The following is a 22,545-nucleotide window of genomic DNA, read 5'->3' on the forward strand; positions in this document are numbered from 1 at the left end:
GAAATTAAAATGAAAAAGTTAGTATCAATTGAAGGAATGAGTTGTAATCACTGCGTACATCACGTAACAGAGGCTTTAGAAGAATTAGGAGCAAAAGACATAAATGTAAGTCTTGAAAAAAAATCAGCTGAATTTGAGAGTAATGAAAGTATAACTGATGAAAAAATCAAATTAGCTGTTGAAGATGCTGGATATGATGTTGTTAAAATAGAAAGTCTATAAAATTAATGACAATTGTCACTAATTAACTTTACTAAAGTAACTAGTGCACCCCGCTAATAGAAGCTAGAATTATATTATAGTTTTTATTAGTGGGGTGTTATTATGAGTGGAAATTTAAATGATATGTATATTATTATCATTGTATTTATATACATGATTTATTTACAGACAAAAAAGAGAAAAATAAATCCATCAAAACGAATCATAGTTGCATTAATTTTTGTATATCTTACAATTGAGTCCTTTTCAAAGGTAAAAACAGGTATTTTAAATTGCATATATCCACTGTTTTTATTAATTATGATTGGTGTTATTGCAGGAATAGCAACTGGATTAGTTGCTAAGATTTTTAAAGGTGAAGATGGAAAATGGTATCAACAAGGTGGAACAATAACTATATTAATTTTAATTATGGCTATAGTCTTTAAAATTTTATTTAGAAATCTTATTTTAAAGATGCCAGGAGGAACATTTTTAAACGCAGGAGGTTTCTCTTTTATGGTTGTTTATTCAGCCCAAATTATAAGTAGAAGCATAGTAATATTATCTAGGTGTCATGCGTTGTTTGAGTAAAAAATAGAAGATTCCTCAGAATCCTCTATTTTTTTACTATATTTGTTTCCTACGGATCAAAAGATTTAAAAGCACAAGTGCTATAAAACCACCAACTAAAGCTGTAATTAGTTGTAATACACCCATTGATACAGAAAGCTTTGATACTATTTTTGGATTTGAAATTAATTTTAAAAATACTATTAGTTTTGTTGCGGATAAGAATAAAAATAAAAATTTTAAAATAGAACCTAATATTATTCCAATAATAGCACCATATTTTTTAAATTTATTACAATTATAGTATAAGATTATAAATAACCAATTACCTATTATTATAAAAGGTATAAATGGGCCAAAAGGAGCAGGTAGTTGTCCAAGCGTCCAAGCAAGGAGTGGTGTTAGAGCACCTACCGCAAGACCTAAATATAATCCACATATAGATGCAGTTATAATGAGTACAGCATTCACAGCAGGACCTACAAAAATTTGACTAACTTGTGGATAAGCTTTACCTAAAAATTGAAAAATTATAGCAATTGCTAAAAACAAAGCTGCTCTCACAAGATTTTTTAGATTATTATTCATAAAATCATCACCCTTAAATTATATTATCTTTGTGTACAATTTATTCTAAAGTTAGTAATAATAAATGTCAAGTAAAAATGAATATCCAATGTTGACTTAAATTGAAATATGGTGCATAATATAAACTCGTAAGTGAATAACTAAGGTAGAGGTGCGTTATTTAATAGTATATCTGTGGATAAAAGCAAATATGAAACGGATAAAAAGGAAATGGCGCCGAAGTGTATAGTGGAAGCTTTAACACTATATAACTGGTTTTACATAAAACATATGTAAAACTGTCACAACCATTTTGTGGAGGGCTATCATTCAAAATTGATTTTCATACATATAATGTGTGTATTAAGTCTTGAGTGCTTTGTTTCTCAAGATTTTTTTATTTATGCCCATCTTGGAAAATTCACTTATCGGAAATATTAAAACCGATAAGGAGGAAAAATTGTGGAACAAAAATCAAATTTAAAAAAAGACATAGGTCTTTTTATTGCAACAGCTCTAGTTACGGGAAATATTATGGGTTCAGGAATATTCATGCTTCCAGCAACACTAGCTAAAACTGCAGGTCCAGGTTCAACTATATTGGCATGGCTGGTAACAGCAGCAGGATCAATTTTTTTGGCATTATCTTTCGCAAAATTAGGTTCTAAAATACCTAAAACAGGTGGACCATATGAATATTCTAAAAGTGCATTTGGAGATTTTGTTGGTTTTTTAAGTGCTTGGTTATATTGGAATGGTTCATGGATTGGAAATGCAGCAGTTGTAATTGCAATAGCAAGTTATGCAGGGATGCTTTTCCCGGCAATAGGTAGTAATCATGTGGCAGGCTTTTTATTTACAAGTTGTGTTTTGTGGATTTTTACTATAATTAATATTGTTGGAGTAAGACTTGCAGGGAAAATTCAGACAGTAATAACCATTTTCGAGATTCTATTATTTATTTTTTTCATTATAGCTGCAGGAATACACTTTGATATTAAAAATTTAACCCCTATGTTCCCTAAAGGAAAAGGAATAGAAACAATGCCAGTTGCAGCAACATCAACACTATGGGCTTTTGTAGGCCTTGAAAGTGCAGCAATTACAGCTGGAGAAATAAAAAATCCAGAAAAAAATGTAAAGAGAAGCACAATACTTGGCATAATAATAGCAGCTGTTATGTATATGGCAATAAATATGGCAGCTATGGGAGCAGCACCAAATTCAGTATTAGCTAAGAGCAATGCACCAATTGCAGATATACTATCAAAATATTTTGGAAATGGAGTGGTAACTTTTATAACAATAGGTGCAGTTATAAGTATATTAGGAACAACTGTAGGATGGCTTTTATCTACAGCTCGTGTAGCTTATGCAGCTGGAAATGATAATATATTTCCAAGTGTTTTTTCTAAGGTGCATCCTAAGTTCAAAACTCCATATGCAGCATTGATTATAGGCTCAGTACTTGTTAACATACTTTTATTTATGAATTATAATAAAAGTTTCTCATCAGCATTTTCTTTTGTGGCATTACTTGCAACATTATCATTTTTACCAATATATGCAATTACTGCAGCATCAGAAATCATGTTGATTTCAAAAAGAGGAGATAAATTTAATTTGTTTAATTTTATAAAGAACTCCTTTGTGCCTTTATTGGGTTTCATATATGCAGTATGGGCTATATATGGGTCAGGAGCAGAAACGGTAATGTACGGGTTTCTTTTGATATTACTCGGAATACCATTTTATATGTACATGTCTCTTAAGAACAAAGAAAAAATTACTGAATTAAGGAAGATAGGATAAATTATAAAACATAAATGTTTACTTAATATAAAGAGATTGGGAAGTAAAGTGAAGGGTTTTAACGATTGCTTGACCTTTTCACCAATACTTCGCAATTTCTTATTACTATGAATTTTCTATAGTTACTACCACTCGTAAGATTGCTGTTTCTGAAAGTTACACCTTATTTAAAGTGGTTTTATAAACATCTGAGTCCAATAACAGGTACCATTTTTATTTTTTGCAAGCCCTACCCCTATTTGGCTATAAGATGGATTTAATATATTTGCTCGATGTCCAGGAGAATTCATCCATGCATTTACAACAGCAGCAGGCGTTTGCTGTCCCATAGCTATATTTTCACCAGCAGAAGAAAATTTCAATCCAAATGTCTCCATCATATTAAAAGGTGAACCATAAGTTGGTGATATATGTGAAAAATAATTTTTATTTATCATATCTTGAGATTTATACCTAGCAACTCTTGAAAGTTGCCAATTTGTTGAAAGCTTTGCAAGACCAGCATTGCTTCTCTGAATATTTACAAGTCTAATAACTTCATTTTCAGCAGTCTTTATATCTTGTAAATTTGGTATATACACAGTATTACCTGGATATATTAAATTGGGATTTGAAAGCTGAGGATTCATGGATATTAATTCAGATATACCTGTTTCGTTTTTTACAGCAATTTTCCAGAGGGTATCACCTGGCGCAACTTTATAAGCTAAATTTTCACCGTATACTATGCTTTGAAATGATATTGTGAACATTAGTAATGAAGATAAAATAATTTTTTTATTCATATGAATTTAATAACCTCCAAAATATATTTAATAAACAAAATTCAAATTCATAACTATTAAGAACAAACTATAATTTAATAGATATTATATGGAGATTTAATTATTTTATAAGAAGAAATATATACCAATGTGATTTAAAGTTTTTCATAATTAAATCTTATAGTTGATAAAATTTACTAATAAAGATTATAATATAGATAAATAAACAGTTTAACATAATAGGAGGAAACACATATGGACATTAATAATAAAGTAGATATGCTTAAAGAAAAGCTTGTTGAGGCTGTTCAAGAAATTGTTAGCATTAAAAGTGTTGAAGGAGAGCCAAAACCTGGAATGCCATTTGGTGAAGGTCCAGCTAGCGCATTAGAAGCAGCACTTTCAATAGCAAGAGATTTAGGATTTAAGGTTGTAAATTTAGATAATTATGTTGGTTATGCTGAATATGGAACTGGAGATGAATATATTGCTGTTTTAGGGCATGTTGATGTGGTTCCAGAAGGAGATGGCTGGAAATACCCACCTTATGCAGCTGAAATACATGATGGTAAGATTTATGGAAGAGGTACAACAGACGATAAGGGCCCTATAATATCTGCACTATTTGGTTTAAAAGCTCTTGTAGATGCAAATGTGACTCTTTCTAAAAAGGTAAGAATTATATTTGGTACTGATGAAGAGTCTGGAAAAAGTAAAGATATTGAATATTATTTAGAAAGGGAAAAGTTGCCATTAGCGGGGTTCACTCCTGATGCTGAATATCCAATAATTAATGGTGAAAAGGGAATTACTATTTTTGATTTAGTAAAGGAATTTTCAGTTAAATTAGATGGGGATTTGAGTATTGAATATATTAAAGGTGGTAACAAAGCAAACATGGTTCCTGACTATAGTGAAGCAGGCATAAAATTTGATTTAAAAAGTAATTTAATCGAAAGTTGTGAACATTTTGCTGAAAGAACTGGTTATAATTTAAAAGCAGAAGAAAGTGGTGATTTAGTAATTATAAAATCATATGGTGTTTCTGCACATGGAAGCTTGCCACAACTAGGTAAAAATGCAATTTCGCAGTTGTTCGCATTTTTAGGTGAATTAGATTTAGGAAAATCAGATATGGGAAATTTCATAAAATTTTTCAATAAGTATATTGGCTTCGAAGTTGATGGAGAATCTTTTGGAATAGGTCTTTCTGATGAAGTATCAGGTAAACTTTCATTTAATGTAGGAGTTGTTAAAATAGATAAAAGCGGTGCTAGATTAACATTAAATGTAAGGTATCCGGTAACTAACACTTATGAGGATCTTATAAAACCTTTGAATGAAAGAATAGATGAATTTGGGATAATAGTTGAAAATATGCAACATCAAAAACCTTTATATTTTCCAGAAGACCACCCACTTATTAAAACTCTTCAAAAAGTTTATACAGAGCAAACTGGAGAAGAAGCAAAACTTCTATCAATTGGTGGAGGAACATATGCTAAGGAAATGGCTAATATAGTTGCATTTGGTCCAATATTCCCTGGTAAACCAGATCTTGATCACCAACCAAATGAGTATATAGAAGTAGAGGATTTGGTATTAAATGCTAAAATATATGCAAAAACTATACAGGAACTAGCAAAATAAAGCTAAATATATAAAAAACGTTGAATTAAAAGTTCAACGTTTTTTATTATAGATTTCCTAGTTCTGTTTTGTTAATATTAAAAGAAAGTAACTGTTTTAAGCAATCTAAAATTAAGGAAAGATGATAGTTATATACGATATTAATATCATTATTTTCATGATTGTTAATGGATATATTACAATTGTATAAGCTATTAAGACGTTCCATATTAACAGAATTTATATATAATTTGTCACCTAAGGAATTAATAATATTAATACTTAGTAGTATTTTATTGCATAATTCAATTACATTCTTAACCGTATTTATCTCAACTAATTCTTTCGATTTAATTATAAAATCGTTTTCATAATCAGTGATATGAGTTTTTAGTGAAGAAATTTCATCCATTATAGTTTGCATATCCATATAAGTATTATTACAAAATTTATTTCCACAAAATAAAATCATTTTATCAACAAGATTATTAGATGCTAGATATATCTTATTTAAATACTTTGGAGGATATACAATATAGTTAACAAATATTGCAATGATTATACCAATAAAAGTTTCTATAAGCCTATTGAAACTATAAGTGTAAGGATTTCTTCCATTTAAATTTGTCATTATAACTAAAAACACTACACACCCAATACTAGCAGATTTACTCCATTTTAAACCGTTACATATACATATTACAATTATAGTTCCAATTCCTATCAAGAAAATATTACCAGCATTTATAAGAGAAAAAATAAGCCCAGTGAAGGCACCGACTAAAGTACCAAACATTCTGTTTTTTCCTGTGTTAAATGAAGAGGAAACAGAACCTTGCATTGATATAACAGCAGCAATACACGCATAAAATGGATATTCTATTTTAAAAATTTTAGACACAAACATACAAAGACATACAGAAATAGATGTTTTTAGTGTTCTCATTCCTATAAATTTAGTAAAAGTTTTTTTTATTTTCATAATATCACCTTAAAATAGTAAAAATATATTTTATCCATCAGATACCATATATAAGACGCTCACTTTATTAAATGTAATCTTTATTATAAAATATTTTGTTATTATTAACAAGAAAATGTTTTATATTTTTAGTTAAATTGATTTATAATAATAGAATAAAGAAAAAATTTTAACAAAGGGGTGAATTTATGTCTAGTTTTTATACAAAGGGAGAAGAGATAGCAAATGCAGTTACACATGGAATTGGAACTCTGCTAGCTATTTCTGCGCTGGTTCTCCTCATAGTATTTTCAGCACGATATGGTAATGCATGGAGTGTTGTTAGTTATACAATTTACGGAACTTGCCTGGTTTTATTGTATTTGTTTTCAACTCTATATCACAGTATACCTAATAAAAAAGCAAAAACGGTACTAAGAATTTTTGATCATGCATCCATATATATTCTAATTGCAGGAACATACACACCATTTGCGCTTACTATACTTAGGAATCATGGTGGATGGATAATTTTTGGAGTCGTATGGGGTGCTGCAATAATAGGAATAACAATTAAAGTGTTTTTCACTGGAAAATTTGAAGTTATTTCTACAATTATGTATGTTGTGATGGGATGGCTCATAGTATTTTATTTAAAAACAATAATACGATATTTACCAACTACAGGGCTAGTACTTTTGGTTGTTGGGGGTATAGTCTATACATTAGGTTCTGTACTATTTTTATTTGATAAAATATCTTACAATCATGCTATATGGCATCTATTTGTTATAGGTGGAAGCACATGTCATTTTTTATGTATTTTATTATATCTTTTATAACAATAAAATTTTTTTATTATCACTAGTGAGTATATGTATCACTATTGATAATGTACTCACTAGTGATATAATGTATATAAGATATGTTTTACAATATAAAGAAAGTGTAATATCATGAGGAGGAAAATTTAATGGAAAAGATAGCTTTAATTACGGATACAACAGCTGATTTAACAGATGAACTAGTTGAAAAATACAACATAAAGGTTTTGTCATTTAGAATTATATATAAAGATAGAGAATATAGAGATAAAATTGAAATATCTTCACAAGAAGTTTATGACGGATTTAAAAAGGAAGTACCTACATCTTCTATGCCAGCACTTCAAGATATGGAAGATGTTTATGATCAACTTGAAAAAGATGGGTACACGCATGTAATTGGAATAACACTGTCTCTAGGACTATCAGGTATTTATAATGGACTTACCTTAGTTAGTAAAAACCACCCAAATATAAAATCACATATTTGTGATTCAAAATCAATATCTTTAGGAGAAGGAGCTTTGGTTGCTGAATGTGCAAAGCTTATAGAAAAAGGCAAAAGTTTCGATCAAATAGTGAGTGAAATACCCAATATACAAAAAAGAATACATCTGTTTTTTGTTGTGGGTACACTAGAATATTTAATAAAGGGAGGAAGAATAGGTAAGGTTACAGGTACAATAGGAACATTGTTAAAATTAAAACCAATTATATCTCTTGACTATGATGGTAAGTATTATACCTATGCTAAAGTAAGAGGAAGAAATCAATCTCTATCTAAATTAGTTGAAATAGCAAAAGAAATATCAGATAAAAAAAGCTGTATAGCATATGCAATGCATGGTGATGCTGAAGAAGATACCTTGAAGGTTAAAGAAGTAATAGGAAAACTACCAAATATAAAATCAATTCAGTATGGTGGCTGTATAAGTCCAGTATCTGGAGTTCATAGTGGACCAGGACTTGTTGGTCTTGTTTTAGTAGAGGAAGAATAAGCAATGAATGACTTTAACGATTTTGATGTTAAAGAAGAACAAAATAAGTTATATAAAGAATACAAAGAAAAGTTAGCTAAGTTAAAAAAGATAGAGAAAGAAAAGCAAGCGGTTGGTCAAGTTTTCACAAAAGGGCTTCTTCCTTTGTATGTGTTATATGTTTTAAGTTTAGGAGCTACAAATGGTAATGATATAGCACGGAAAATAGGTGAGAAAACTCATGGATTATGGGTGCCGAGTACAGGTGGAATATATCCTCTATTGAAAAAAATGGAGAAAAGTAATCATATAATTGGCATGTGGGATGATGAAAACAAGAAAAAACAAAAAATTTACACTATTACTAATCTAGGAATTAAGGAATTGGAAAATAAAAAGGAACTTCTTAAAAGTAAAATAAGTGAAGCGTTAGAAGTTTTTAAAATAATATACAGTGATTTGTACGAATAAAGACACCATTTAGGTGTCTTTTTTGTTAGTGCGAAAATGAAGTGAATACGTACAAATAATTTCATTTTGAACGATTTTTCATGAGTGAAACTATATTAAAAGTTACATATATCTAAAGATAATTATTTAAAATTATCAAAATAATACAAAAAACTATTGCAATAATAAAAAATAATGGTATAATTTTTATTAAATTATTAATTAATGTTTTAATGTAATTATGAATATATTTATAGGGAGGCTTTCAATTGAAAAGTATTTTTACTACAAAATCTATCGACACTTTAATTGGAGAAACAAAAGGTAAAAAGTCATTAGCAAAAGTTTTAGGGCCAACGGAACTTACATTTCTTGGTATCGGAGCTATTATTGGAACGGGTATTTTTGTTATAACTGGAGTTGCAGCAGCTACTATGTCAGGACCTGCACTTGTGCTTTCTTTTATAATAGCTGGCTTTGCTTGTGTGTTTGCAGCATTATGTTATGCTGAATTTGCAGCTATGGTTCCTGTGGCTGGAAGCGCATATACCTATGGATATGCGGCACTTGGTGAAATTTGGGCATGGATTATAGGATGGGATCTTATTCTAGAATATACAGTCGCCATAGGTACTGTAGCAATAGGTTGGTCAGGATATGCAGTTAACTTGCTTAGTGAAATTGGTATAAACTTACCTAAGAATCTTGTAAGTGCACCAATGGATGGTGGAGTTGTTAATTTACCTGCAATACTTATAGTTGCATTAATATCCGCACTATTGATAGCAGGGGTTAAACAAAGTACAGGTGTTAACAATATTATAGTTGCAATTAAACTTGTAGTTGTAGTTTTGTTTATAGTTTTAGCTGTTGGACACGTTAAACCTGCAAACTGGCATCCATTTATGCCTTTTGGATTTGGTGGAGTAGTTAAAGGTGCAGCTTATGTATTCTTTGCGTATATAGGTTTTGATGCGGTTTCTACAGCTGCTGAAGAGGTTAAAGATCCTCAGAAGGATTTACCAAAGGGAATTATTTATTCATTAGTAATATGTACAGTGCTTTATATAGTAGTTTCTGCAATATTAACAGGCGTTGTAAAATATAGTGCATATAGTAAAACATCAGCACCAGTAGCATTTGCACTTCAGCAAATAGGTATTAATTGGGGTTCAGCTTTAGTATCTGTTGGTGCAATGTGTGGAATAACATCAGTACTTTTAGTTATGATGTTTGGTCAGACAAGAATATTCTTTGCAATGTCAAGAGATGGACTTTTACCAAAAGCTCTTGGTGATGTAAGTGAAAAAACAAAAACTCCAGTACTTTGTACAGCATTAGTTGGAATCGCAGCAGCAGTAATTGCAGGATTTTTGCCAATTGGTATAGTTTCAGAGATGACTAATATAGGTACACTTGCAGCCTTTATTATAGTTTCTTTAGGAGTAATAGCTTTAAGAAGAAAGAGACCTGATCTTAAAAGACCATTTAAATGTCCAGGAGCACCATTTACACCTTTAATTTCTGCAGCAGCATGTGCTTATCTAATTTATCAACTTCAAGTTGTTACTTGGATTAGATTTGCTGTTTGGTTTGCAATTGGTATGGTTGTATATTTTGTATATAGTAGGAAACATAGCACTATGCAAAATGAAGAAGAGGCGGTTTCTTAACAAATAAAAATTAAATTAAAAACAATAAGACATTGCGGATAAAAAGCTGAATAAGCTGTTTCGCAATGTCTTATTATTTACTTTATCCATTCGCTACCATCCGTAAGACTCCAACTTATGCAATAGTTGAGAGTTAACGACTACTACGCGCTGGATTTGTTCAACTAACACTCAGGTGGGAAAAACCCCCACCTGAGTGTTAGTTTTACTTTATCTCCCCATGCTTTTCATAATCCGTAATTTGTAATATTGAATTGTCATCATTGATAAAAACCACTGTAGGTTTATGAATTTTAGCTTCAGATTCATCCATTTGGCAATAAGTCATTAAAATAACTTTATCGCCAGGCTGTACATATCTTGCAGCAGCTCCATTTAAGCATATAACTTTACTCCCACCTTCACCTGCAATAACATATGTTTCTATTCTGCTTCCATTGTTTATGTCAACTACTTGTATTTTTTCATATTCTATTATATTAGCAGCAGCCATTAATTCTCTATCAATAGTTATACTTCCTACATAATTTAAATTTGCTTCTGTAACTGTAGCTCTGTGAATTTTTGATTTTAACATGTTTAATTGCATTAGTTTCCTCCTTGTGTAAACGTAAAATTGTCAATAAGTCTTGTTTTGCCAATATACACTGCAATGGCAACTAAAATAGAAGAATTAATTATATCTACAGGTTTTAGGGTTAAACTATCTACAATTTCAACATAGTCAATTTTGGCTAAGCTTTCTGAATCTAATTTTTTAGTAATTATATTTTTTATAGCAGCAGGATCATTTTTACCCGCTAATAGAGCCTCTTTAGCTAAAGTAAGACTTTGATTTAAAACTAAAGCAGCCGATCTTTCATGTTCAGACAGATATGAATTTCTTGAACTCTTAGCTAAACCATCAATTTCTCTTACTATTGGGCATCCAACTACCTCAATATCGAAGTTTAAATCACGTACCATCTTTTTTATAACTGCAAGTTGTTGTGCATCTTTTTCACCAAAATAAGCTCTATTGGGTGTTACAATATTAAATAATTTAGAGACCACAAGGCAAACTCCTCCAAAATGAACAGGCCTTTTAGCACCACATAAACCTTCTGTTAGTCCTAAAACATTTATTGTTGTGCTTGCATCTTTGTAGTACATTTCTGAAGGTGAAGGATTAAAAATGATATTGGCTCCAGCATTACTACAAAGAGCTTCATCATGTTTTATGTCTCTAGGGTAAGATTCTAAATCTTCATTTGGTCCAAATTGGGTAGGATTCACAAATACACTTACAACAACTCTGTCATTTTCTTTTTTTGCTCTTTTAATTAAACTTTCATGACCTTCATGTAAAAATCCCATGGTTGGTACAAGACCTACTGTAAGACCTTTAAGCTTCCACTCATTTATTTGTTTTCTAAGTTCGTTTATTGCATTAATTGTAATCATTAATAGGGCTCCTTTCATATATGCTTAATACAATTTTTTTATAATGTCATCAGAAATATTAAAGCTGTGCTTTTCAGAAGGAAATATACCATTTTTAACTTCTTTTATGTAATCCTCAAAAGCGGTTCTAATTACCTCACCAGCATTTCCATAGGACTTGACAAACTTTGGGGTAAAATCTGTAAATAAACCAAGCATATCTTGATATACGAGTATTTGTCCATCGCAATATTTACCTGCGCCGATGCCTATTGTTGGAACACTTACAGTCTCAGTTATGATTTTTGCTAATTTGTATGGTATTCCTTCTAAAACAATTGAAAATACACCAGCATCTTCTAGTTTTTTAGCATCTTCTATTATATCTTTTGCTTTTAGTTCATCTTTTCCTTGAATTTTAAAGCCACCAAACATATTAACAGATTGAGGAGTTAAACCTATATGCCCCATTACTGGAATTTGAGCTTTTACTATGACTTTAACCTGCTCATACACAGTACTGCCACCTTCAAGTTTAACAGCACCAGCACCACCTTCCTGAATAATTCTACCAGCATTTTTAACTGCATCATATACAGAAGTTTGATAAGACATAAAAGGCATATCACCAACTACAAGTGCATTTTCACTACCTCTAGAAACTGCCTTGATATGATGAAGCATATCCTCCATTGTTACGCTTAGAGTATCCTTATAACCTAGACAAACCATTCCAAGGGAGTCACCAACTAAAATACCATTTATGCCTGAATTATCCATAATTTTAGCCATAGAATAATCGTATGCAGTTAACATTGTAAGCTTCTCGTTTTTTTGTTTTGCTTCTAAAAAAGTAGAGATATTATTTTTCATTATTATACGCTCCTATAACGTTTTGAGCTGTAGATTAATTACAAAGCTCATTTTTTAAGATATTGTAATTTTTTCCATAATGCTTTTTCTCAGATAAATTAATTAGGTTTAAAGAAAGACGCCTATATAAGTCTAAATCACTGGGTGGTATAACAGTTAGATGATGTTTTAAAGTCTCTAAATCACCTCTTTCAACTGGTCCTGTAAGTGCATTTAAAAATCCATGGGCTTTTATGTTTTTTATATTATTGTCTATTAGTGGCATAAGTGCATTTATAGCATCTTTTTCATTTAAACCACAGCTTTTCATATAACTACAGCCTATCTCTAAAAGTGATAAAACTAAATTAGAGACTGTAACATTTGCAAGATGATAAAGAGGTTTTTTATCTTTATCCAGAATAATAACATTATTTCCAAGTCCTTTTAAAAGCTCACTTAGTACGTATAAGTATGCATCATCTCCTTGGATTGAAAAATATATTTGGTTTAGTGATTTATAAGTAGTAAATTTATCTGAGAAAGCACACATTGGGTGGATAGAATATCCTAATGCGCCTAGAGTGTTTATATTTGAAAAGATTGAGGAAGATAATGAACCACTTGTGTGACAAATGATTTTATCTTTAAGATTGTATTCTTTAAGTTCATTCCATATTTCTTTTATAACATCATCGGGAGTAGTAATAAAAATTAAATTTGAATATCTAATTAATGTTTCTAAGTCGTTAAAATGTTTACTGTTAGTAAATTCGGCTGCTTCAGCTGCTGAATTGGCATTTTTGCTATAATAACCTGATAAGTTTAAGTTATTAATACTAAAATATTTACCTAAACTAATGCCAACCTTGCCAGCTCCTATAAAGCCGATATTAAAATCCATGGCATCACCGTCTTTATATTATAATATATAAGCCGTATATTTAGGCTAAAGGCTAACTCCCAATTGTAATGTCCCATTCAAATTGATATGAGCATAAAAAATAATCTATATAATTAACACTAAAGGTGCAGTTCAAAATGATACTACCCGAAACTATTTTAACATATATTAATTATGTATTCAAATACATATTATAGGGGGTAATTATGAATTTAAATTATACATTTTTAATAGCGTTAGCTTTATCATTAGATGCTTTTGGAGTTTCTATAAGTATAGGTATCAACAAGGCATTAATAATAAAGGATAAAATACTATTTGCAATATCCTTTGGATTTTTTCAATTTTTCTGTTCGCTTTTAGGGGCATGTCTAGGATTTATCTTTAATACGTATATTACAGCTATACCTAATATTATAGGTGGAGGAATAATAGTAGTTGTAGGAGTAATTATGATTAAAGATGGATTTGAAAATAAGGACAAGAAGTTACACTTAAATAAAATTGTGTATATTATTTTGGGTATCTCAGTGAGTATAGATGCTTTTGTTATTGGATTTACTGGGTTTAATAATATTATTAATTTTACAGAAGTGTTTTTACAGACAATTTTTATTGGATTAATAACATTAATTGTAGCTTCCATGGCGTTTATAATTTCATCCTATTTATCTAAGATAAATGTAATTGCAAAATATGCAGATTTTATGGGAGGAATTATATTAATTTTTTTTGGAATCAAGATGATGGTGTTTTTTTAGTCATATAGCTTATATATTGTGCTATAATTATAATAAAAATTGTTATAGGGTGATAAGGTGAAATACGAGACTTGTTTAAAAGAAAAAAGCATTAAAGTAACTAAAGGAAGAATTGCAATTTTAAGCATTATATATAATTCAATGCAAGCCATAACTGCAGAATATATATATGAGGAGTCTGTTAAAAATGGAAGCAATGTAGATCTTTCAACTGTTTATAGAAGTTTAGATTTATTTGTATCTAAAGGTATAATAGATAAATTTGATTTAGGTGATGGAAAGTATAGTTATAAAATTAAGGAATATAAACATAAGCATAAGATTGAGTGCAGCTATTGTCACAAAAAAGTTGAAATAGAATGCCCCATGATTTCTGTTGAGGAAATAATAAAAAACAAAACTGGTTTTGTGCTTTTAGAACATGAACTTAAAATGAAAGCCATATGTGAAGAATGTTCAAAAAAAATGAAAAATAATCATTAATTAGTTTCATTTTCATTCAAAGAATCCATATTGGAAATAGGTACTAATTTATTTACAGACCATATTCCACTGCTATTTTTATTCATAAAAAGTTTGTATTTAACAGTTTTGTGAGGAACTTTGTATTCCATTCCTTGCACTTCAAGTATAGCCTCTTTTGTGTCAGAAAACAAAAGATGGTAGAAGTCAACATTATATAATTTATATTGGTTAAACATTCCTGTAGTTAAATACTGTTGTGCTGAATATGTTATATCTTTACGTTTATTATTTTCAATGTTATGGTAAGTAGAAATAAAAAGCGTAATTAAAACTATTATACAAAGGACAAAAAGTTTCTTTTTTGAACTATTTTTTTTAATCAAAGGAAAACCCCCTATAATTTAATATCCATAATTTGTAAGTATATTATAATAAAATTATTCGATTTTGTAAATAATATATATATTGTAATTTTTAAATAAGAAAGGAATGTTATAATGAATTTTTCATCTTTAGTGTTAATGGAGAAGGACAAAGAAAATAATGCTTTTATCAGGGAGATAGGAAGCTATGAAGTTACCGATGGCGCTGAATATATAACAAAAATGTATTATGATGGTGAGGTTGTAAATATTTTTTTTGATACTAATAAAGACGTAGAAGAATGGGAGTATTCAGCAATTTTTGATTTGTTTAATTATGATTTATTTTTGGAAAAAGGTTATAAAGTAGAAGATGTGGATGATGAATACAATCCAACATGGAAGCTTACATTTGATTTTTCAGAAGATCATGAAATTATGAGTAATAAAATAAAAGAAGTGTGCAATATTATATCAGAGAGTATGGATACTGTTTTTTATGATATAAATGGTAAGCAAGAATTATACTAATTTGTTGTTTAAATTGGAAGTATAAAGAAATTACTGGCCGAGGGTTAAAGCTTTTCATAATAGCTAAAGCTAAATGAGAAGATTAAAGAAAGCCTTCGGCTAGATGGAAGAATTGACGATGCTAAAGCCGTCAAAGGTGAGAGAAGCTACCTACGCATCTGGTCGAAAAAATAAATTTCATAGTTTAAAGTGATTGAACTTATATTTTTTAACCGTAGTTATATTTTTAGGCGCAGTCTTTTGAGTTCATATGATGGTTAATGTAATATTAGAATAAATACTTATGTATTGAATATCATAACCTTCGGTGAAAAAATGAGGGACAATATACTTTAGATTATAGATTTAAGTTCAAAGATTTTTCATGGCATAGGGGAGAAAATCATCTTAACATTTTTGCTGAAAGCAAATTCTCTCACAATTAACGGCATTACCGTTAATTCTTTAATCTTGCCACTCTGGCAATCTTTAATCGTTTTACTCACGCAGTAGAGTAAAAATCTTTAACCAACTTGCTTGGCAATACATTACTAGTAAGAACAAATTTTAATAAGTAAACTAATAATAAATTTTGAAAGGGGTATTGTTATGGATGAAAATAAAAAGACTAAAACTAGGGATATGATTGAAGAAAAGTACAAATGGAAAATAGAAAAGGTATATAAAAATACAAGTGAATGGGAAAAAGATTTAGATAATTTAAAAAAGTATGTTCCTAAAATAACTGAGTATAGTGGAAAACTTGGAGATGGCGAGAAGCTTTTAGAATTTTATAAAATTGATGAGGAAGCATCTAGGCTGGCAGAAAAATTATATGTATATGCTCATCAAAGATATGATGAGGACACTACAAATACAGAATTTCAAACTTTAAAGAGTAAGATAGATTCATATCTTTCAGAATTTAAAAGTGCAGAATCGTTTTTTATACCAGAGATATTAGCTTTACCCGAAGGTTTAATACAACGCCAATTTGAAAAGTTTAAAGACCTGAAAAAATATGAATTTGCAATAAATGATATTTTAAAAATGAAACCTCATGTACTTTCAAAAAAAGAAGAAAAGCTTTTAGCAGCGGTATCAGATTGCCTTGAAGCACCAGGTAATATTTTTAGTATGCTTTCAAATGCAGATATGAAGTTCCCAAATGTTATTGATGAAGATGGTAATGAAGTAGAACTTACAGAAGTTAAGTATGGTAAATTTATAAAATCTAAAAATAGAGAAGTTAGAAAAAGGGCCTTTAATGTGCTATTTAATACCTATAAAAATTATAAAAATACATTTGCTGAAGCACTTTCATCTTCAGTTAAAAATTTTGTGTTTCAATCAAAGGTAAGAAATTATAAAAATTCAATGGAATATAGTTTAACACCTAATGACATTCCATTAGATGTTTATAATAATCTTATAGAAGCAGTAGACAGTAGCCTAAAAGAATCTCTTCATAGATATGTTAAAATTAAAAAGAAGTTGCTGAAATTAGACGAAATTCATATGTATGATTTATATGTACCAATAGTTGATAACGTAAAGGAACATATTGAATTTGAAGATGCAGTAAAAATTGTTAAGGAAGGATTAAAACCATTGGGCGAGGAATATTTGCAGATATTTCAACAAGGTGTTAACGATGGTTGGATAGATGTATTCGAGAATGTAGGAAAAAGAGGTGGTGCATATTCTTTTGGAAGTTATGATACTATGCCATATGTACTATTAAATTACAATTATGAGATGAATGATGTGTCAACTTTAGCTCATGAGATGGGTCACTCAATACATTCATATTATTCAAGAAAAAATCAGCCATATATATATGCAAATTATTCATTATTTTGTGCAGAAGTGGCATCAACAACAAACGAATCTCTGCTAATAAATCACTTAATAAATAATGAAAAAGATAAAAATAAGAAAATGTATCTTATTAATCAACAACTAGAACAAATAAGAACTACTGTTTTTAGGCAAGTAATGTTTGCTGAATTCGAAAAAACAGTACATGAAGGTATAGAAAGTGGCTCGCCATTTTCAGGAGAGGATTACTGCAGATTATGGCATGAATTAAATGTTAAATATTTTGGGCCAGAAATGTTTGTGGATGAAGAAATAGATATGGAATGGGCAAGAATACCGCATTTTTATAGTGATTTTTATGTTTATCAATATGCCACAGGTTATTCAGCTGCAAATTCATTTAGCAAAATGATTTTGGATGGAGAAAAAAATGCAACAGAAAAGTATAAAGAATTTTTAAAGAGTGGGTCTAGTGATTATCCAATTGAAGTGTTAAAAAGAGGTGGTGTTGATATGACAACGTCAAAACCGCTAAATGATACAATTGATACTTTTAATAAACTTTTAGATATGTTAGATAAAATACAATAAAAATTAAGCTAAAAGTTAAAAAAACTTTTAGCTAATTTAATTTTAATAAAAAAATTAACTATGTTTAATAAGAATAGAAAAATAAAGCGTCTTGTTAAATGTCGCATAATGTTGTAATATTGTACTAAGTACTTCAAAATTTTAGTCTTTAATTATTAGGATGCTTGTTAAGGAGAGTTTTATGAGATTAGAGTTTATGTGCAATGTTAAAGAAAATGAAGTTTTAGGGAAGAATATATATACTAGTGAAGGCACAATATTACTAAAAGCAGGTGTGAGTTTAAATAGCTTTTTTATAGATAAGTTAAAAAAGATAGGTGTTTCTTATGTATACATACAAGATGAGAGACTAGATGATGTGTTAGCAATTGATGACAAGTTAGTGGAACTTAAAAGACTCACAATTAAAAATATGTCTAAAATTGTAAAAAATGTTTTTAATAAAGATAAAAAAGGACTACATGATTCTATAGAAATTTTGGAAGAATTAATAGATTATGTTGCGGAAAATGGAGATGTAAATGATCTTTTATTTGATGTAAAAACTTATGATAATTATACATATCTTCATTGCATTGATACAGGAATAATGTCAACTTTTTTAGGTGTTAATATGAAATTTAACCATTTAGAGCTAAGGGAACTAGGAACTGGAGCAATTCTCCATGACATTGGTAAAACCAAAATTCCAAATAGCATAATCAATAAGACTAGCTCATTAACTAAGGAAGAATTTGAAGAAATAAAAAGGCATCCAATATACGGTAAGGAGATTCTGGAAAAAAATTATTCTATATCAGATAATACTATAAAAGTGGTATCTGAACATCATGAGAGATTTGATGGAAAAGGTTATCCAAATGGATTAACAGGAAATGCCATATCAAAATTTGGAAAAGTTGTTGGCGTTTGTGATGTATATGCAGCAGTTACAAGTAATAGGAGTTACAGAAAAAGATTTAAGCCCAATGATGCATATGAACTTATTCTTTCAGGAAGTGGAACTATGTTTGATGATGAAATTGTGCAAAAATTTAAAAATACATTTTCTATTTATCCTTTAGGCTGCAGGGTTATATTATCAAATTCTATTGAAGGTTATGTGGTAAAGCAAAACGTTGGTTTCCCGGATAGACCTGTAATAAGGGTTATGGATGAGAATGGTAAAACAGGTGCAAATTCATTTTATGAAATTAATCTTATGAATAGTATTAATATTACGATAATTGGCATAGCTTGATTTTCATTTAAATTTTAACGTTAACAGAATATTTATTAAATTGGAGAAACCTATGGATAAAAATACAAAAATACTTATTGAAAATCTTTGCAAATACTATAATTTTCAAATTCAACAATTTGGAGAACAAAATGCATACTTATGGGGTGTAATAGATAAAAATATTATACCAAATAGAATTTTTATATTTTTTAAGCAATCTGAGCGGAGTAATCTAGAAAATATTCTTAATAAAATTAAAATTGAAAACAAAGAAGAAATAAAATATATAAAAGTTTTAATTACTAATGATAGCTCACAAATAAATATGCTTGAAGATAACATTATTGCTTTTGATGCTAAAAATAATGATGTGTTGTACATTTCAAATTGTATTAGAGATGACGCTAAGGAAATAGAAAAAATTGTAGCTTTTCAGAAAGCTAATATGAAAGACAATAGGTTTTATATAGTAACTTACTCAATAATATTTATTAATGTTATTATTTTTCTAATATCAGTATATATGTCAAAAAATATATTTGACATAAACTCAAATGTATTGGAATATTTGGGAGCAAAAGATAATTTACTCATAAGTAAAGGTGAATATTACAGGCTGATATCAAGTATGTTTTTACATAGTGGCATAGTACATATTTCTATGAATATGTATTCACTATTTGCTATTGGACCACTAGTGGAAAAATTTTATGGAAAATTTAGATATTTTTTAATATATATCTTATCTGGAATAATTGCATCAATAACAAGTTTTATGTTAAGTCCATATATGTCTGTTGGAGCTTCGGGAGCAATATTTGGTGTACTAGGGGCAACACTTGTTATTGCATATAACCTAAGAAAACAAATTGGAAAGAGTTTTTTAATAAATGTTGTTTCTGTAGTAGTAGTAAACTTGATTTTTTCTTTCTCCATACCTAATATAGACGTATACGCACATTTAGGTGGTTTTGTAAGCGGAGTTATACTAGGAGCAATTTTATATAGAAATTATAGTTTGGATAATAAATAGCAGTTTATTGCACAAAGATATTGCGAAGCAACCGATTAAAGCTTTTTACTCTACTACGTGAGTAAAAAGGTGAAAGATTGCCAGAGTAGCATGATTAAAGAATTAACGGTAATTCCGTTAATGGTGAGAAAATTTGCTTGCAGCAAAAGGTTTAGGATGATTTTTCTACGCTATGCTGCGAAAAATCTTTGAATTTAAATCTATAATCTAAAGTACATTGTCATTCATTATTTTTCTGACGTAGGAGGAAAATTTTCCTTTATCTGTTACGTAAGTAACTTCTCTCACCTTTGACGGCTTTAGCCTCGTCAATTCTTCCATCTAGCCGAAGGCTTTCTTTAATCTTTTTATCTAGCTTTAGCTATGATAAAATTCTTTAGTATTTGATTCGCAATTTCTAAATACTATGAATTATAATTAACTATTTCCAAAATCTCATCTTCTATAAGAGTCTCTTTCTTTAAAAGTTCTTCGGAAAGTTTGTTTAAAACATTTATATTATCTGATAAAAGTTTACGACCTTCATTATAAAGTGAATTTAAAGTATCCTTACATTCAGAAGTTATATCATTTCCAATATTAGGGCCAAGGCTTGAAAGTTCAGAAAAATTTAATAAACCTAAGCTGTCACCCATACCATATTGGGTTACCATATTTTTAACAAGCTTTGTACTTTCTTTAAGGTCACTATAAGCACCAGTTGTTACAAAATCTTTGGAAAAGATCAAATCTTCAGCGATTCTTCCACCTAAAAGTACCATTATTTTTTTTGTTATATAGTCTTTGTTTTGATATAAAGTATCCTCTGGTATACTTAAAGTATAACCACCAGCTCCTTTAGTACTTGGAATTATTGTAACTTTAGATACTTTTTCAAAAGGAAGCAGCTTAAGTGATAGCAATGCATGTCCAGCTTCGTGAAATGCAGTGATTTTCATGTCTTTTTTACTTATGTGAGAACGATTTATTTTTTCGTGTCCAGCAATTACTATGGAGTAGGCTTTGTCAATGTGCTCTGATTCAATAAAATTACTTTCATCTTTACAGGCTAATATAGCGGCTTCATTTATTAGACTTTCAAGTTTAGCACCAGAAAAATATGCCGTTTTGTAAGATAGATCTTCGATGTCTATTTTACCAACAGGTTTGTTTTTTAAATGAAGGTCTATTATTTTTTTTCTGGCGCTTAAGTCTGGAAGAGCCACTTCAATATGTCTATCAAATCTTCCAGGTCTTAAAAGAGCTGAATCTAACATGTCTAATCTATTGGTAGCAGCTATAACAACTATTCCTTCTTTTTCATTAAAACCAGACATTTCTGTCAACAAAGCATTTAAGGTTTGATCTCTCTCATCAGAACCTCCAGCTTGACCACTTTCTCTTTTCTTACCGATTGCATCTATTTCATCTATAAAAATTACAGCTTTACCATGAGTTCTAGCCTTTTTAAAAAGTTGTCGTATTCTACTTGCACCTACACCAACATAAATTTGAACAAAATCAGAACCAGTCATAGCATAAAAGGGAACATTTGCCTCACCAGCTACAGCTTTAGCAAGTAGTGTTTTACCAGTACCAGGTTCACCATACAATATAATTCCTTTTGGTATTCTCGCACCGTATGAGGCGTATTTTTCTGGATTTTTTAAAAAGTCAACGATGTCGTTTACACTCTCTTTTGCTTCTTCATTTCCAGCTACAGAAGTAAAATCAAAATCTACATTTTCTACAGCAGAAATATCAAGAGAGTCTCCTGAAAATAATTTTTTTGAAGATAAAGTTTTAGATTTTAAAGACATTATTATTGTAATTATCAGAGATATTATAAGAATAGTTAATGGTAAAACATTGTACAGTGAAAAATATGGTGTTTCAGATACCTTTATATTATTTTGTAGTAAATCCTCTTTGAAGTCATTCAATCTAGGGTTATCAGTTTGATATATAGTGCCATTTTTTAACTTAACACTCATAGTAGGTGAGTTTGTAATATATACTTCAGAAACTAAATTTTTTGATACATCGCTTCTAAAATCCAAATATTTTTTATTTGAAGTATTGATGTTAGAAAAATTAAAAACACCAAGTAATATCAATGATATAATCCCAGTAACAATAGGTATCAAAATATATTTATTTTTAAATTTATTCATTTATATACCTCCGTATAT

23 protein-coding genes and 1 riboswitch are annotated in these 22,545 nt (G+C 29.5%); of the genes, 14 read left to right on the forward strand and 9 right to left on the reverse strand.

Annotated elements, in window-relative coordinates; all coding sequences use genetic code 11:
* The first annotated feature begins 9 nt into the window (after positions 1–9).
* Together B8978_RS12625 and B8978_RS12630 are read left to right on the forward strand one after the other, a co-directional pair.
* Positions 10–222 (forward strand): heavy-metal-associated domain-containing protein, encoded by a 213-nt coding sequence (locus B8978_RS12625; RefSeq protein ID WP_084116402.1) that lies wholly within the window; start codon positions 10–12, stop codon positions 220–222.
* A gap of 102 nt (positions 223–324) precedes the next feature.
* Positions 325–795 (forward strand): hypothetical protein, encoded by a 471-nt coding sequence (locus B8978_RS12630; protein WP_084116403.1) that lies wholly within the window; start codon positions 325–327, stop codon positions 793–795.
* Between the two features lie 36 nt (positions 796–831).
* On the opposite strand, the gene B8978_RS12635 is transcribed toward B8978_RS12630, so the two are convergent.
* The gene (locus tag B8978_RS12635; RefSeq protein WP_084116404.1) at positions 832–1,362 is read right to left on the reverse strand and encodes an ECF transporter S component; all 531 of its coding nucleotides are present in this window, start codon (positions 1,360–1,362) and stop codon (positions 832–834) included.
* Between the two features lie 138 nt (positions 1,363–1,500).
* Positions 1,501–1,675, forward strand: a riboswitch (Lysine riboswitch).
* A 128-nt stretch (positions 1,676–1,803) separates the two neighbouring features.
* On the opposite strand from B8978_RS12635, the gene B8978_RS12640 reads away from it, so the two are divergent.
* Complete coding sequence (locus B8978_RS12640; protein WP_084116405.1) at positions 1,804–3,153, forward strand: APC family permease; 1,350 nt, start codon at positions 1,804–1,806, stop codon at positions 3,151–3,153.
* Positions 3,154–3,320: 167 nt separating this feature from the next.
* Here B8978_RS12640 and B8978_RS12645 read toward each other — a convergent pair whose 3' ends face one another.
* Positions 3,321–3,938, reverse strand: coding sequence for a CAP domain-containing protein (locus B8978_RS12645; protein ID WP_084116406.1), 618 nt, complete (start codon positions 3,936–3,938; stop codon positions 3,321–3,323).
* A 234-nt stretch (positions 3,939–4,172) separates the two neighbouring features.
* Here B8978_RS12645 and pepV point away from each other — a divergent pair, with 234 nt between their 5' ends.
* The gene (gene pepV, locus B8978_RS12650; RefSeq protein WP_084116407.1) at positions 4,173–5,567 is read left to right on the forward strand and encodes a dipeptidase PepV; all 1,395 of its coding nucleotides are present in this window, start codon (positions 4,173–4,175) and stop codon (positions 5,565–5,567) included.
* A gap of 46 nt (positions 5,568–5,613) precedes the next feature.
* On the opposite strand, the gene B8978_RS12655 is transcribed toward pepV, so the two are convergent.
* The gene (locus B8978_RS12655; protein WP_084116408.1) at positions 5,614–6,528 is read right to left on the reverse strand and encodes an FUSC family protein; all 915 of its coding nucleotides are present in this window, start codon (positions 6,526–6,528) and stop codon (positions 5,614–5,616) included.
* A 188-nt stretch (positions 6,529–6,716) separates the two neighbouring features.
* On the opposite strand from B8978_RS12655, the gene trhA reads away from it, so the two are divergent.
* From trhA to bcaP, 4 genes are all read left to right on the forward strand, one after another.
* The gene (trhA, locus tag B8978_RS12660; RefSeq protein ID WP_084116409.1) at positions 6,717–7,349 is read left to right on the forward strand and encodes a PAQR family membrane homeostasis protein TrhA; all 633 of its coding nucleotides are present in this window, start codon (positions 6,717–6,719) and stop codon (positions 7,347–7,349) included.
* A gap of 131 nt (positions 7,350–7,480) precedes the next feature.
* Positions 7,481–8,329: a DegV family protein gene (locus B8978_RS12665; RefSeq protein WP_084116410.1), complete on the forward strand. Its 849-nt coding sequence runs from the start codon at positions 7,481–7,483 to the stop codon at positions 8,327–8,329.
* Between the two features lie 3 nt (positions 8,330–8,332).
* Positions 8,333–8,779: a PadR family transcriptional regulator gene (locus B8978_RS12670; RefSeq protein WP_084116411.1), complete on the forward strand. Its 447-nt coding sequence runs from the start codon at positions 8,333–8,335 to the stop codon at positions 8,777–8,779.
* A gap of 248 nt (positions 8,780–9,027) precedes the next feature.
* Positions 9,028–10,431 (forward strand): branched-chain amino acid transporter BcaP, encoded by a 1,404-nt coding sequence (gene bcaP / locus B8978_RS12675; protein ID WP_084116412.1) that lies wholly within the window; start codon positions 9,028–9,030, stop codon positions 10,429–10,431.
* A 205-nt stretch (positions 10,432–10,636) separates the two neighbouring features.
* On the opposite strand, the gene panD is transcribed toward bcaP, so the two are convergent.
* The 4 genes from panD to B8978_RS12695 are packed head-to-tail and all read right to left on the reverse strand — an operon-like array spanning position 10,637 to position 13,609.
* On the reverse strand, positions 10,637–11,020 hold the full coding sequence (gene panD, locus B8978_RS12680) for an aspartate 1-decarboxylase (protein ID WP_084116413.1): 384 nt from the start codon (positions 11,018–11,020) through the stop codon (positions 10,637–10,639).
* Positions 11,020–11,874, reverse strand: a complete 855-nt coding sequence (gene panC, locus B8978_RS12685; RefSeq protein WP_084116414.1) for a pantoate--beta-alanine ligase — start codon at positions 11,872–11,874, stop codon at positions 11,020–11,022. The genes panD and panC overlap by 1 nt, the downstream gene beginning before the upstream one ends.
* 24 nt (positions 11,875–11,898) lie before the next feature.
* Positions 11,899–12,726, reverse strand: coding sequence for a 3-methyl-2-oxobutanoate hydroxymethyltransferase (gene panB, locus B8978_RS12690; RefSeq protein WP_084116415.1), 828 nt, complete (start codon positions 12,724–12,726; stop codon positions 11,899–11,901).
* A 34-nt stretch (positions 12,727–12,760) separates the two neighbouring features.
* Positions 12,761–13,609, reverse strand: a complete 849-nt coding sequence (locus B8978_RS12695; protein WP_084116416.1) for a Rossmann-like and DUF2520 domain-containing protein — start codon at positions 13,607–13,609, stop codon at positions 12,761–12,763.
* Between the two features lie 206 nt (positions 13,610–13,815).
* On the opposite strand from B8978_RS12695, the gene B8978_RS12700 reads away from it, so the two are divergent.
* Positions 13,816–14,370, forward strand: a complete 555-nt coding sequence (locus B8978_RS12700) for a manganese efflux pump MntP (RefSeq protein WP_084116417.1) — start codon at positions 13,816–13,818, stop codon at positions 14,368–14,370.
* A gap of 57 nt (positions 14,371–14,427) precedes the next feature.
* A complete protein-coding gene (locus tag B8978_RS12705; RefSeq protein WP_084116418.1) occupies positions 14,428–14,853 on the forward strand; it encodes a Fur family transcriptional regulator in 426 nt (141 codons plus the stop codon).
* Here the strand turns inward: B8978_RS12705 and B8978_RS12710 are convergent.
* Complete coding sequence (locus tag B8978_RS12710) at positions 14,850–15,218, reverse strand: hypothetical protein (RefSeq protein WP_084116419.1); 369 nt, start codon at positions 15,216–15,218, stop codon at positions 14,850–14,852. The genes B8978_RS12705 and B8978_RS12710 overlap by 4 nt on opposite strands.
* Positions 15,219–15,332: 114 nt before the next feature.
* On the opposite strand from B8978_RS12710, the gene B8978_RS12715 reads away from it, so the two are divergent.
* The 4 genes from B8978_RS12715 (at position 15,333) to B8978_RS12730 (ending at position 20,374) form a co-directional block, all read left to right on the forward strand.
* The gene (locus B8978_RS12715; RefSeq protein WP_084116420.1) at positions 15,333–15,728 is read left to right on the forward strand and encodes a DUF6762 family protein; all 396 of its coding nucleotides are present in this window, start codon (positions 15,333–15,335) and stop codon (positions 15,726–15,728) included.
* Positions 15,729–16,316: 588 nt separating this feature from the next.
* Positions 16,317–18,119 carry an oligoendopeptidase F gene (gene pepF, locus B8978_RS12720; RefSeq protein WP_084116421.1) on the forward strand — a complete coding sequence of 601 codons (1,803 nt, stop codon included), beginning with the start codon at positions 16,317–16,319 and terminating at the stop codon, positions 18,117–18,119.
* A gap of 181 nt (positions 18,120–18,300) precedes the next feature.
* Positions 18,301–19,359, forward strand: coding sequence for an HD-GYP domain-containing protein (locus B8978_RS12725; RefSeq protein ID WP_084116422.1), 1,059 nt, complete (start codon positions 18,301–18,303; stop codon positions 19,357–19,359).
* Between the two features lie 52 nt (positions 19,360–19,411).
* A complete protein-coding gene (locus tag B8978_RS12730) occupies positions 19,412–20,374 on the forward strand; it encodes a rhomboid family intramembrane serine protease (RefSeq protein ID WP_084116423.1) in 963 nt (320 codons plus the stop codon).
* A 404-nt stretch (positions 20,375–20,778) separates the two neighbouring features.
* Here the strand turns inward: B8978_RS12730 and B8978_RS12735 are convergent, their stop codons facing one another.
* On the reverse strand, positions 20,779–22,527 hold the full coding sequence (locus tag B8978_RS12735) for an ATP-dependent metallopeptidase FtsH/Yme1/Tma family protein (protein WP_084116424.1): 1,749 nt from the start codon (positions 22,525–22,527) through the stop codon (positions 20,779–20,781).
* Between the last annotated feature and the right edge of the window lie 18 nt (positions 22,528–22,545).

The sequence above is a fragment of the Clostridium acidisoli DSM 12555 genome (assembly GCF_900176305.1).
In the GTDB taxonomy this organism is placed as follows: Bacteria; Bacillota; Clostridia; order Clostridiales; family Clostridiaceae; genus Clostridium_I; species Clostridium_I acidisoli.

Excerpts from the sequence above, each read along its gene's own strand:
- B8978_RS12625 (WP_084116402.1), top strand. The coding sequence starts at position 10 with ATGAAAAAGTTAGTATCAATTGAAGGAATGAGTTGTAATCACTGCGTA.
- B8978_RS12630 (WP_084116403.1), top strand. The coding sequence starts at position 325 with ATGAGTGGAAATTTAAATGATATGTATATTATTATCATTGTATTTATA.
- B8978_RS12635 (WP_084116404.1), bottom strand. The coding sequence starts at position 1,362 with ATGAATAATAATCTAAAAAATCTTGTGAGAGCAGCTTTGTTTTTAGCA.
- B8978_RS12645 (WP_084116406.1), bottom strand. The coding sequence starts at position 3,938 with ATGAATAAAAAAATTATTTTATCTTCATTACTAATGTTCACAATATCA.
- pepV (WP_084116407.1), top strand. The coding sequence starts at position 4,173 with ATGGACATTAATAATAAAGTAGATATGCTTAAAGAAAAGCTTGTTGAG.
- B8978_RS12655 (WP_084116408.1), bottom strand. The coding sequence starts at position 6,528 with ATGAAAATAAAAAAAACTTTTACTAAATTTATAGGAATGAGAACACTA.
- trhA (WP_084116409.1), top strand. The coding sequence starts at position 6,717 with ATGTCTAGTTTTTATACAAAGGGAGAAGAGATAGCAAATGCAGTTACA.
- B8978_RS12665 (WP_084116410.1), top strand. The coding sequence starts at position 7,481 with ATGGAAAAGATAGCTTTAATTACGGATACAACAGCTGATTTAACAGAT.
- B8978_RS12670 (WP_084116411.1), top strand. The coding sequence starts at position 8,333 with ATGAATGACTTTAACGATTTTGATGTTAAAGAAGAACAAAATAAGTTA.
- panD (WP_084116413.1), bottom strand. The coding sequence starts at position 11,020 with ATGCAATTAAACATGTTAAAATCAAAAATTCACAGAGCTACAGTTACA.
- panC (WP_084116414.1), bottom strand. The coding sequence starts at position 11,874 with ATGATTACAATTAATGCAATAAACGAACTTAGAAAACAAATAAATGAG.
- panB (WP_084116415.1), bottom strand. The coding sequence starts at position 12,726 with ATGAAAAATAATATCTCTACTTTTTTAGAAGCAAAACAAAAAAACGAG.
- B8978_RS12695 (WP_084116416.1), bottom strand. The coding sequence starts at position 13,609 with ATGGATTTTAATATCGGCTTTATAGGAGCTGGCAAGGTTGGCATTAGT.
- B8978_RS12700 (WP_084116417.1), top strand. The coding sequence starts at position 13,816 with ATGAATTTAAATTATACATTTTTAATAGCGTTAGCTTTATCATTAGAT.
- B8978_RS12715 (WP_084116420.1), top strand. The coding sequence starts at position 15,333 with ATGAATTTTTCATCTTTAGTGTTAATGGAGAAGGACAAAGAAAATAAT.
- pepF (WP_084116421.1), top strand. The coding sequence starts at position 16,317 with ATGGATGAAAATAAAAAGACTAAAACTAGGGATATGATTGAAGAAAAG.
- B8978_RS12725 (WP_084116422.1), top strand. The coding sequence starts at position 18,301 with ATGAGATTAGAGTTTATGTGCAATGTTAAAGAAAATGAAGTTTTAGGG.
- B8978_RS12730 (WP_084116423.1), top strand. The coding sequence starts at position 19,412 with ATGGATAAAAATACAAAAATACTTATTGAAAATCTTTGCAAATACTAT.
- B8978_RS12735 (WP_084116424.1), bottom strand. The coding sequence starts at position 22,527 with ATGAATAAATTTAAAAATAAATATATTTTGATACCTATTGTTACTGGG.